Source organism: Photorhabdus heterorhabditis (assembly GCF_018448905.1).
Classification (GTDB): Bacteria; Pseudomonadota; Gammaproteobacteria; order Enterobacterales; family Enterobacteriaceae; genus Photorhabdus; species Photorhabdus heterorhabditis.
The window spans coordinates 74,454-86,621 of the sequence record NZ_RCWA01000005.1; the positions used below are offsets into that span (position 1 = coordinate 74,454).

The following is a 12,168-nucleotide window of genomic DNA, read 5'->3' on the forward strand; positions in this document are numbered from 1 at the left end:
ATATATTTTATATTCTATGATGTGAAACTCGTGAGAACCGTGTTTCACGAGATTCCCTAAAAACTGGCGAAAGCTAAACGAAGAGAGAGCTCTATGAATCCTGAGCGTTCCGAACGCATAGAAATCCCTGTATTGCCTTTGCGCGATGTGGTGGTTTACCCACATATGGTGATCCCACTGTTTGTAGGGCGTGAAAAATCTATTCACTGCCTGGAAGCAGCAATGGATCATGACAAACAGATCATGTTAGTTGCGCAAAAAGAAGCTTCAACTGATGAGCCAGGGGTTAATGACCTTTTCTCCGTTGGTACAGTAGCTTCTATTTTACAGATGTTAAAACTGCCTGATGGTACTGTAAAAGTACTCGTTGAAGGGTTGAAACGTGCTCGTATCACGACTCTGGCTGATAATGGTGAGCATTTTTCTGCTCAGGCTGAGTATCTTGATTCACCGATCGTTGATGAGCGTGAGCAGGAAGTTTTGATAAGGACAGCTATTAATCAGTTTGAAGGTTACATTAAGCTAAATAAGAAAATTCCACCAGAGGTTCTGACCTCGTTACACAGTATTGAAGATGCAGCTAAACTAGCTGATACAATTGCTGCGCATATGCCACTGAAACTCAATGATAAACAGACTGTTCTGGAAATGTCTGATGTCGTTGAGCGCCTTGAATATCTGATGGCAATGATGGAATCAGAAATTGATCTGTTACAGGTAGAAAAACGAATCCGTAACCGCGTGAAGAAACAAATGGAAAAAAGCCAGCGCGAGTACTACCTGAATGAGCAAATGAAAGCAATTCAGAAAGAATTGGGTGAAATGGATGATGCGCCTGATGAGTATGAAACTCTCAAGCGCAAAATTGAAGCGGCAAAAATGCCAAAGGAAGCCCGTGAAAAAGCGGAAGCTGAATTGCAAAAGCTGAAAATGATGTCGCCTATGTCAGCGGAAGCAACTGTTGTCCGTAGTTACATCGATTGGATGGTACAGGTTCCGTGGGTTACTCGCAGTAAGGTTAAAAAAGATCTAGTTAACGCCCAGGAAACTTTGGATACCGACCATTATGGTCTGGAGCGTGTTAAAGAGCGTATTCTTGAGTATCTAGCAGTACAAAGCAGAATCAGCAAAATTAAAGGGCCAATTTTATGTTTAGTTGGCCCTCCTGGGGTAGGTAAAACCTCTTTAGGCCAGTCTATTGCGCGAGCGACTGGGCGGAAATATGTGCGTATGGCACTGGGTGGGGTCCGTGATGAAGCTGAAATCCGTGGTCACCGCCGTACCTATATTGGATCTATGCCGGGCAAATTGATTCAAAAAATGTCCAAAGTTGGGGTGAAAAACCCACTGTTCTTGCTGGATGAAATTGACAAAATGTCATCTGATATGCGTGGTGATCCAGCTTCTGCTTTACTGGAAGTTTTGGACCCGGAACAGAATGTGGCATTTAATGACCATTATTTGGAAGTTGATTACGATCTGTCAGATGTCATGTTTGTTGCAACATCCAACTCCATGAATATTCCTGCACCATTATTGGATCGTATGGAGATTATTCGTCTGTCCGGTTATACCGAAGATGAAAAACTGAATATTGCCAAACGTCATTTGCTGCCTAAGCAGATTGAGCGTAATGCTCTGAAAAAACATGAATTAACTATTGATGACAGTGCCATCATTGGCATTATCCGTTATTACACCCGTGAGGCTGGGGTGCGTAGCTTAGAGCGAGAAATTTCTAAGCTGTGCCGTAAGACGGTGAAGACATTGCTAATGGATAAGAGTTTGAAACACATTGAGATCAGTGCAGATAACCTAAAAGATTATCTGGGTGTTCAACGTGTAGACTATGGCCGTGCAGATACAGAAAACCGCATTGGTCAGGTTACAGGACTTGCATGGACTGAGGTCGGTGGTGATTTACTGACAATTGAAACCGCGTGTGTTCCAGGAAAAGGTAAACTGACCTATACCGGTTCACTGGGCGAAGTCATGCAGGAATCGATTCAGGCAGCATTAACCGTTGTTCGGGCCCGTGCTGATAAATTGGGTATCAACTCTGATTTCTATGAGAAACGGGATATCCATGTCCATGTTCCGGAAGGGGCGACACCTAAAGATGGTCCAAGTGCAGGTATCGCTATGTGTACAGCATTGGTTTCCTGTCTGACAGGCAATCCAGTTCGTGCTGATGTTGCTATGACAGGTGAAATTACACTTCGTGGTTTGGTTCTGCCGATTGGTGGTTTGAAAGAGAAACTATTGGCTGCTCATCGAGGTGGGATTAAAACGGTCTTAATTCCAGAAGAGAATAAACGCGATCTGGAAGAGATTCCACAGAATATTATTGCAGATCTACAGATCCATCCGGTTAAGCGTATTGAAGATGTTTTAACTATTACATTGCAGAACCCAGTGTTTGGTGCAGAATTGGTGTCAGTGAAGTAATATAAAATAGTGAACGATTTCAAGAGTTATGGATGAAATATAAGCTGGTAAGTTAACTCAGACTTGCCAGCTTTTTTGTATCGATGAACTGTCTGATAAATATTTGGCTGTCTTATGATTTCTTGCCAATATTGGAAAGGATTGATATAACGGCACTGCTATCGGGTTATCCGCTAGGGTTCTGATGCGATAGTAAAATACTATATGGGGATGATAAGAGTGAATAAATCACAATTGATCGACAAAATTGCTGCTGACTCTAATATTTCTAAAGCAGCTGCAGGGCGTGTAGTAGATGCATTCATTTCTTCTGTAACGGGTGCATTGAAGGATGGTGATGATGTTGCTCTGGTAGGGTTCGGTACTTTTGCTGTTCGTGAACGTTCTGCACGTACTGGTCGTAACCCTCAGACAGGTAAAGAGCTCAAAATTGCTGCGGCTAGAGTACCTGCTTTCCGTCCAGGTAAGAGTTTGAAAGATGCTGTTAACGGTAACACAAACTAAATATTGTTTGTCAGTGCTTGTTATATCGGCAAACTAAACTGACGAGACAGATTTGGTAAGTTAGAATAGAAGCGCATCAATTGATTGGTGTGCTTTTTTTCTCTTAGCGCTTGAATTAGCGTAATATGGTAGTTTCAATTTCACCAAAGCGGAGTTTTGCCTCTTTATGATGGACAACCTACGCACGGCGGCAAACAGTCCTGTGCTTAAAATCGTGCTGGCTCTCATTATTTTGTCTTTTGTACTGACTGGTGTTGGGGGCTATCTGACAAGTGGAACTGGTAGTTATGCTGCCGAAGTGAATGGCCAGACTATCAGTCGTGCTCAATTAGAGCAGGCATTTCAGCAAGAGAGAAACATGTTGCAAGAACAACTAGGAGATCAATTCTCTGTGTTGGCGAGTAATGAACAAAGCATGAAGCAGATTCGTAGTCAGGCTTTAGAACGCCTGGTTAATAATGCGTTGATTGATCAATATTCCCGTGAGTTGGGTTTGTCTGCTAGCGATGAGCAGGTTAAGGATTCCATCCGAAATACCCCTTATTTTCAGACAAACGGTAAATTTGATAACAACAAATATTTGGAACTGCTCAATCGTTTGAATTTTAGTCCGGATGTTTTTGCTGAACAAACACGCCAGAATTTAATTAATCAGCAATTAATTATGGCTTTTTCTGATAGTGAAGTCGTACTGCCTGGTGAAGTAAAACTCAATGCTGAGCTGCTTCTGCAACAACGAACCGTTCGTTTGGTGACATTGGAGCTAAAGAAAATTCAGGCTCAGCAAGAAGTAACAGATAAAGAATTACAAGATTACTACAATCTGAAAAAGGACGGTTTTATTGCTCCTGAAGAAGTGAAAGTCAGCTATATCAAAATGGATGCCGCAGATGAAATAGATAAAGTTTCTGTCACATCAGTTGATATTGATACTTACTATGAGCATAACCTGAAGCGCTATACTCAGCCAGAACAGAAAAAGTATAGCCTGATTCAGCTTGCAACTGAAGCTGAAGCCAAAGTAGTGCTTGATGAGCTGAATAAAGGTGCTGATTTTGGCAAATTGGCGGCTAAAAAATCCACAGATAAGTTTTCAGCAAAAAATAATGGTGAGATTGGCTGGATGGAAGAGGATTCTCTTCCTGAAGAGATGAAAAAAGCTAATTTGAAAGAGAAGGGCCAAATTTCTTCCGTTATTAAGGTTCCTAATGGCTTCGCCATTTTCCATTTGGATGATGTTAAGCCTCAAATAACCAAACCTTTGTCTGAAGTTCGCTCTGAAATTGAGAAAACGGTTAAGCAGGAAAAAGCGGTAGATGCTTTCTATGCTCTACAACAGAAAGTTAGTGATGCGGCTACTAACGATAATGAATCCTTAGTTGCTGCTGAGGAGGTTTCAGGTACTAAGGTTGTGACAACGGGATGGTTTGATCGTAACAATGTGCCAGCAGAGATTAACTTTGGTTCTGTTATTCATGAAATTTTTGAAGGTAATCTTGTTGATGGACAAGGACCAACAGGTGTTAACTCTGATGTGATCTCCGTTGAAGGTGATCGTGCCTTTGTTCTGCGTGTAGATAACTACAAACCGGAAATAGTGCAACCATTTGAGAAAGTTAAAGAACAGGTTACCGAACTAGTTAAGCGTCAGAAAGCTGAAAAACAGCTTCAAGTTGAAAGTGAGAGATTGTTAGCCGCTTTAAAAGAAGGCAAAGGTGAACAAGTCTTGAAAGATGCTGGTATTAAGTTTGGTGAGTCTCAGGTTATTCAACGTACACCTCAGAATAATGCATTGGTTGATGCAGTATTTGCTTTACCACAGCCAAAAGAAGATAAAGCCGAGTATGGTTTAGTGAAAAATAGTCTGGATGACATTGTTCTGATTCAATTGGATAAAGTTACTTCAGGTGTTATATCGGAAGAGCAAATTAAAGGTATGACTGATAGTTACCAGAATGAGATAGGTAACGCTATGCTGGAGTCTTTACTGATTAACCTGCGTGAAAAGGCTAAAATTAAGTTAGGTCATATCGAATAAAGTTTGCGGGGAATATCGCAAATATCTTTGTAATTATCTTGCTAATCAAGGCCGCTTTCGCGGCCTTTCGCATATCTGATACTTGCTCATTGTGATTAAATTTATCTGTGGCAATCTTCTCGGCGTCAAATAAAACATGGAGGGATTGATATGAAAAAATCGGGAGTTTTATCTATTTTACTTGCTAGCTTGCTTTATGTGTGTGGGGGACAATTTGCAATTGCTGCCGAGCAAGTAAAAGACAAAGTAGCTAAAACAGCCAATACTACCAATAATTCTTCATCAGAAAAGCAGTTACAGCGTCAAGACACTTTGAAAGTAGAAGAAAAGGGGGTGGTAAATATTAATACTGCAAGTGCAGAGGAGTTAGCAAAAGCACTGAGTGGTATTGGGGTAAAAAAAGCACAGGGAATTGTTGAATATCGTGAAAAACATGGTGCGTTTACTACAGTGGAACAATTACAGGAGGTTCAGGGAATAGGGCCGGTTTTCATTGAGCGGAACCGAAGTAAGTTGAGTTACTAGCGTATCATCCAGCATCCTCATTCATAACTTGTTTTGTGATTGAGGATGTTGTGAAGTAGATCACATATAAATTACTTTAATTAATGTCAATTTTTTGTTTTGCTATTGTTAAATCAATCTGGTCAGATGAGTGACTTTAACATTAAAGGCAATATTATGAGTTCAATTATAAAAGTTCATGGCTATCATATAGATTTATTTCAACATGTGAACAATGCTCGCTATCTGGAGTTTATGGAAAGTGCCCGCTGGGAATGGTTGCACAAATATTCTATAGTGGAATGGATACAGAAAAATGATGTTGGGTTCGCGGTGGTTAACATTAATATTAATTATCGTAGTTCAGCAGTTCTTGGTGATGAATTAGAGGTGGATTGCCGATTAACGGAGTTGAGAAATAGAAGTGGTGTGTTTTCTCAGCAGATAATACGTAGAAAGGATAATCAACCTATTGCAGATGCGAAAACTACGTTTGTTTGGATTGATAGACAAACGCAGAAAGCGTTGTCTATTGAAGGTGAACTACGTGAAATAATGAAAGCTTTGGTGAAAACAGGACAATGAGAGCAAAAGGCTCCCATTGCCATTTGCATTAGGCTAAATGTGTTTTTGCTTTCATTTCAGTCATTATTTTTTCAGGCGCATCCAGATATTGTTCTAGCCCGTTAGCTCTGAGATGGCAAGCAGCACATGTACCACAACCATTACCTTGAACGCCATTGTAACAAGTTAGTGTCTGGCTACGAACAAAGTCTAAATGCTGATAGTAGTCAGACAACGCCCAAGTTTCAGCTTTGTTGAGCCACATCAATGGGGTTTCAAAACGGATATCACGGGCAATGCCAAGGTTTACAGCTTTATTCAGGGCTTTGACAAATTCATCACGGCAATCAGGATAGCCGGAGAAATCAGTCTCGCATACGCCAGTAATGACTGCCTCAGCTTCAACTTGATAAGCATATATAGCAGCTAGAGTCAGGAATAAGATATTGCGACCAGGAACGAATGTGTTGGGTATGGTACTTTTTTCACTTTCATTATAGTCAGGAACAGGGATGTTATCACGAGTCAGACTGCTAAGAGCGAGTTCGTTAAGCAATGTGACATCCAGAACTTTATGCGCAACAACATTAAGAGAATGGCTGATATAACGTGCGACATCGATTTCAGCACGGTGGCGCTGACCATAATCAAAAGTGACACAGTGTACTTCGTCATATTGATTAATCGCCTGAATAAGGCATGTGGTGGAGTCTTGTCCACCACTGAATACAACAACAGCTCGTCTCATTGTAACATCCTCATTGAAATAAAACGGTTATGTTACTTATAACTACAGAGATTGGGTAGTTGCTTGAGGTAAAGTGAAATATCACCAATATTGCTTTTTACCCAATCTGGGTTGTAATAAGTGTCAAGATAGCGTTCACCACTGTCACACAGCAAAGTTACTATCGATCCCTGTTCTCCACGTTCATGCATTTGTTTAGCGAGAAAGAGGGCTCCCCAGATATTGGTCCCTGTAGATGCACCCACTTTTCTGCCTAGTAGTTTTTCTAGCCAATAAATTGTTGCAATGCTGGCACAATCGGGTACTTGTATCATGTCATCAATAACTGAGGGAATAAAAGAAGGTTCTGCCCGAGGACGGCCAATACCCTCAATCTTGCTGCTACAATTGCTAAGAGTGTCACAACAATTTTGACGGTAACAGTCATAAAATACAGAATTTTCCGGATCAACAACGATCAACTTGGTGTTGTGCCCTTGGTAACGGATATAGCGTCCTAAAGTAGCAGAAGTACCGCCAGTGCCAGCACTCATAACGATGTAATTTGGTTCAGGAAATGGTTCCATTTGCATCTGACGGAAAATACTTTCAGCAATATTGTTATTACCTCGCCAGTCTGTTGCACGCTCGGCATAAGTAAATTGATCCATATAATGACCATTAAGCTCTTTTGCTAGTCGCTCTGATTCAGCATAAATTTGTGCTGAATGGTCGACAAAATGGCATTTTCCTCCATAAAACTCAATTTCCTGAATTTTACGTTTCGCAGTATATGACGGCATAACAGCAATAAAAGGTAATCCAAGCAGACGGGCAAAATAGGCTTCTGATACAGCAGTACTACCAGATGAGGACTCGATAATTGGAGTACCTTCCTTGATCCAACCATTGCTGAGTGCATAAAGGAATAAGGAACGGGCAAGCCTGTGTTTCAGGCTACCGGTTGGGTGAGTACTTTCATCTTTTAGGTATAAATGGATACCAGGAAAAGCCAGTAAATTAAGGCGGATAAGGTGAGTATCAGAACTGCGTTGATAGTCTGCCTGAATCTCTTTGATTGCTTTGGTAGTCCAGTTGTGTGACATAAATTACTAACTCTTGATTAGAATATAATTGATGATGAGTAGATTAACTTTATACTGGGAGAAATGGATTATTATTTTTCTTAATATGTGGTTTCTTTATGGAAAAATTTTCTATAAGAGGTGGATATGTTAGACAAAACAGACCGCAAATTGCTTAAGTTATTACAGAAAGATTGCAGCTTGTCACTGAATGCATTGGCGGAAGCAGTTAATCTTACCTCCACACCTTGCTGGAAACGGCTAAAACGGCTTGAAGATGAAGGATATATCGTTGGCAAAGTTGCTCTGCTTGACAGTGAAAAGTTAGGATTAGGATTGACAGTGATTGTGATGATAAGAACGCAGCAGCATAACAGTGGTTGGTATGAGCAATTTGTGGCATTTATAAAGCAGATGCCAGAAGTTTTAGCTTTTTACCGGATGGCTGGTGAATGTGATTATCTAATGCATGTAGAAGTTGTGGATATGAAAAGTTATGATCTGTTCTATAAGCGTATGGTTAACGGTATTCCTGGATTGATTGATGTTACATCTAGCTTTGCGATGGAAAAAATAAAATATACTACTGCATTGCCGATACCAGAATAACTGATTATTATTTAGAAAATTAGTTCAATCACTCTGAATTTTGATCGATATTTACATTATTTATTTCTACTTCGGGATATACACGTGTGAGATTGTTTTCTCAATTAAGTTGGTACTTCCGCAGCGAGTGGCGTCGCTATCTTGGAGCAGTGACTCTGCTTATTATTATCTCTATTTTGCTACTGATTCCTCCATACCTAGTGGGTGCAATTGTTGACGGTATTAGTACCGGATCTATGTCATCTAACCAATTGATGGTATGGGTTGGTGTTATGCTGGTCGTTGCATTGATGGTTTATATTCTGCGTTATATATGGCGTTTATGGTTGTTTGGGGCGTCATATCAATTAGCGATTAAATTACGCAATAATTTTTACCGGCAGCTTAGCCGTCAAAATCCCGAATTTTATCTGCGTCACCGTACGGGGGATTTGATGGCCCGTGCTACTAATGATGTGGATCGTGTAGTATTTGCTGCGGGTGAAGGTGTTCTTACTTTAGTTGACTCGTTGGTTATGGGTTGCTCAGTGATGATTATGATGAGTGTACAAATCAGCTGGCAGTTAACTCTGCTATCTTTGTTACCTATGCCTATTATGGCAATTATCATTAAACGATATGGTGATCAGCTTCATGGCCGTTTCAAATCCGCACAAGGTGCATTTTCTGCTCTGAATAACCAAGTCCAAGAGAGTTTGAGCAGTATCCGAATGATCAAGGCATTTGGCCTTGAAGATCTGCAATCAAATCAGTTTGAACAGGTTGCTGTGGAAGCTGGCCGTAAGAATATGTATGTTGCTAAAGTGGATGCCAGATTTGATCCGACAATTTTTATTGCGATCGGTATGTCAAATTTTTTGGCTATAGGTGGTGGTAGCTGGATGGTGTTGAATGGTGTTTTGACACTTGGTGAACTCACTAGTTTCGTGATGTATCTCGGCCTGATGATTTGGCCAATGTTGGCGTTGGCGTGGATGTTTAATATTGTTGAACGGGGAAGTGCTGCATACAGCCGTATCCGTAGTTTGTTGCAAGAGCCGCCGGTCATTGAGGATGGTACCCGCCATTTATCGCCTGAACGTAGTACTTTGAATGTAAATATCAAAGCGTTTAATTATCCACAAAGTAACAAAACTGTTCTGAGTCAGATTAATTTCTGTTTAGCTCCCGGGCAGTTGCTGGGGATTTGTGGTCCGACCGGCTCAGGTAAGAGCACGCTACTTGCGCTGATACAAAGACAGTTTGATGTGACTGATGGGGAAATTCTTTTCCAATCGATAAAAATTACTGATATCCGGTTAGATGAGTGGCGAGCGCGGTTTGCTGTTGTAAATCAAACACCTTTTCTATTTTCAGATACAGTTGCTAGGAATATTGCTTTGGGATGTCCAGATGCAACACAGGAACAAATTGAAGAGGTTGCCCGTCTTGCCAATGTCCATGAAGATATTCTTAGTTTACCTGAGGGATATCAAACGGAAGTGGGTGAGCGTGGTGTGATGCTATCTGGTGGACAGAAACAACGCATTTCTATTGCCAGGGCTTTACTTTTAGATGCAGAGATTTTAATTCTGGATGATTCTTTATCGGCAGTTGATGGGCAAACTGAGTACAATATTTTGCAAAACCTTAGCCAATGGAGGCAACAACGCACCGTTATTATCAGTGCTCACCGCCTATCTGCATTAACTGATGCAGATAATATTCTGGTGATGCAGCAAGGTTCTGTTATACATCAAGGGCGGCACCAACAATTGGTAGAACAGCCAGGATGGTATCGTGATATGTATCATTATCAGCAACTTGAAGCAGCACTAGATGACGAGGATGGAGTAGTAGAAGGAAATAAAGATGACTAAGGTTCGTCAATTGTGGCCTTCTCTGAAACGTCTGTTAGTTTATGGAAAAAATTATCGTAAACCATTAGGGCTGGCGGTACTGATGCTGTGGGGGGCTGCAATTGCGGAAGTAAGCGGCCCGGTTTTAATTAGTTATTTTATCGATAATATGGTTGCAACGGGTAATATGCCTGTTGAAGTGGTTACAGGGTTAGCTATAACCTTTGTTGTTTTGCAACTGATTACAGCTGCATTGCATTATTTTCAAGCTTTATTATTTAATCAAGTGTCAGTTGATGTAGTTCAGCAACTTCGTACTGATGTGATGAATGCAGCATTGCGCCAGCCTTTAAGTGCTTTTGATAATCAACCGGTCGGGCAATTGATTTCCCGTGTAACGAACGATACTGAAGTTATTAAAGATCTTTATGTCAATGTGGTTCCAGCAGTATTCCGCAGTATAGCACTAATTGGCGCGATGCTGATTGCTATGTTTATGCTGGAATGGCGTATGGCATTGGTTGCTATTCTTATTTTCCCTGTTGTGTTGATTGTCATGGCAATATATCAGCACTTGAGTACACCTATTATTCGGAGGGTACGTAGTTATCTGGCTGATATTAATGATAACTTTAACGAGATCATCAATGGAATGCATGTTGTTCAGCAATTCAGGCAACAGGCTCGTTTTGGTGAGCGTATATTGTTGACTAACCGTGCTCATTATAAAGTGAGAATGCAGGCACTACGGTTGGATGGGATTTTATTGAGGCCATTACTGAGTTTGTTATCGGCTATGGTGTTGTGTGGTCTTATAGTGCTGTTTGGATTCAGTGGATCAGGAGTGATTGGTGTTGGGGTATTGTATGCTTTTATTAATTACTTGGGGCGACTGAATGAACCACTAATCGAACTGGCTGCTCAGCAATCTATCCTGCAACAAGCTGTAGTTTCTGGTGAGAGGATATTTGAGTTAATGGATAGTCCTCAACAAGGTTATGGTATAGATAGTCAGCCGTTATCCAGCGGTCGGATTGAAATAGAAAATTTGAGTTTTTCTTACCGAGATAACAAAGTAGTGTTACAAGATATCAATGTGCAGATTCCGACCCACGGTTTTGTTGCTTTGGTTGGGCATACTGGCAGTGGTAAAAGTACGTTGGCAAATTTACTGATGGGGTATTACCCGTGGCAGAAGGGGGAAATTTACCTTGACGGACGATCTGTATCATCCTTGTCTCATTCGGTGTTACGTAATGGAGTGGCAATAGTTCAGCAGGACCCGGTTGTTCTTGTTGACTCTTTCTTTGGTAATATTACGCTTGGTCGGAATATCTCAGAAGAGAAAGTCTGGCAGGTATTGGAAACAGTACAATTAGCTGAATTAGTACGTTCATTGTCTAATGGTCTTCATACTATCTTGGGAGAGCAGGGTAATACGTTGTCAGCAGGGCAAAAACAATTGCTTGCTATGGCGAGGGTGTTAGTGCAAACACCACAAATTTTAATCCTTGATGAAGCGACAGCAAATATCGATTCAGGTACAGAACAAGCGATACAACAGGCTTTGAGATTGATTCGTCAGCAAACGACTTTGATTGTTATTGCTCACCGTTTGTCCACTATTGTAGAAGCCGATACTATTCTAGTGCTGCATCGTGGTGCAATTATTGAACAAGGACGCCATCAGCAGTTATTGGCGGAATGTGGGCGTTATTATCAGATGTATCAGCTACAACAAGTAGGTGATACATTAAATGAATGCGGCGCAATTTCTGAGAAAGAGATATTGATTTAACCTTATTTGCACTAATCTAGTGCGCTAATGGGGGAGTACATTCGTTGCTCTCC

General features: G+C 40.9%; 10 protein-coding genes. 8 read left to right on the forward strand and 2 right to left on the reverse strand.

Annotated elements, in window-relative coordinates; all coding sequences use genetic code 11:
- The first annotated feature begins 93 nt into the window (after positions 1-93).
- From lon to EAE89_RS04800, 5 genes are all read left to right on the forward strand, one after another.
- Positions 94-2,448, forward strand: coding sequence for an endopeptidase La (gene lon / locus EAE89_RS04780; protein WP_054476915.1), 2,355 nt, complete (start codon positions 94-96; stop codon positions 2,446-2,448).
- 219 nt (positions 2,449-2,667) lie between these two features.
- Positions 2,668-2,952, forward strand: coding sequence for a nucleoid-associated protein HU-beta (hupB, locus tag EAE89_RS04785; protein WP_083451878.1), 285 nt, complete (start codon positions 2,668-2,670; stop codon positions 2,950-2,952).
- A 166-nt stretch (positions 2,953-3,118) separates the two neighbouring features.
- Entirely contained in the window at positions 3,119-4,990 is a 1,872-nt protein-coding gene (gene ppiD, locus EAE89_RS04790; protein ID WP_054476920.1) for a peptidylprolyl isomerase, read from the forward strand.
- A 150-nt stretch (positions 4,991-5,140) separates the two neighbouring features.
- A complete protein-coding gene (locus tag EAE89_RS04795; protein WP_054476922.1) occupies positions 5,141-5,515 on the forward strand; it encodes a ComEA family DNA-binding protein in 375 nt (124 codons plus the stop codon).
- A 156-nt stretch (positions 5,516-5,671) separates the two neighbouring features.
- Positions 5,672-6,079, forward strand: a complete 408-nt coding sequence (locus tag EAE89_RS04800; protein WP_054476924.1) for an acyl-CoA thioesterase — start codon at positions 5,672-5,674, stop codon at positions 6,077-6,079.
- Between the two features lie 28 nt (positions 6,080-6,107).
- Here EAE89_RS04800 and queC read toward each other — a convergent pair whose 3' ends face one another.
- Positions 6,108-6,806, reverse strand: a complete 699-nt coding sequence (gene queC, locus EAE89_RS04805) for a 7-cyano-7-deazaguanine synthase QueC (RefSeq protein WP_054476927.1) — start codon at positions 6,804-6,806, stop codon at positions 6,108-6,110.
- Positions 6,807-6,838: 32 nt separating this feature from the next.
- Positions 6,839-7,891, reverse strand: a complete 1,053-nt coding sequence (locus tag EAE89_RS04810; protein WP_054476929.1) for a PLP-dependent cysteine synthase family protein — start codon at positions 7,889-7,891, stop codon at positions 6,839-6,841.
- 126 nt (positions 7,892-8,017) lie between these two features.
- On the opposite strand from EAE89_RS04810, the gene EAE89_RS04815 reads away from it, so the two are divergent.
- From EAE89_RS04815 to EAE89_RS04825, 3 genes are all read left to right on the forward strand, one after another.
- Positions 8,018-8,479 (forward strand): Lrp/AsnC family transcriptional regulator, encoded by a 462-nt coding sequence (locus EAE89_RS04815; protein ID WP_054476931.1) that lies wholly within the window; start codon positions 8,018-8,020, stop codon positions 8,477-8,479.
- An 86-nt stretch (positions 8,480-8,565) separates the two neighbouring features.
- Complete coding sequence (locus tag EAE89_RS04820) at positions 8,566-10,338, forward strand: SmdA family multidrug ABC transporter permease/ATP-binding protein (protein WP_054476933.1); 1,773 nt, start codon at positions 8,566-8,568, stop codon at positions 10,336-10,338.
- Positions 10,331-12,115, forward strand: a complete 1,785-nt coding sequence (locus EAE89_RS04825; RefSeq protein ID WP_149616009.1) for a SmdB family multidrug efflux ABC transporter permease/ATP-binding protein — start codon at positions 10,331-10,333, stop codon at positions 12,113-12,115. Before EAE89_RS04820 ends, EAE89_RS04825 begins: the two co-directional genes overlap by 8 nt.
- Positions 12,116-12,168 lie beyond the last annotated feature (53 nt).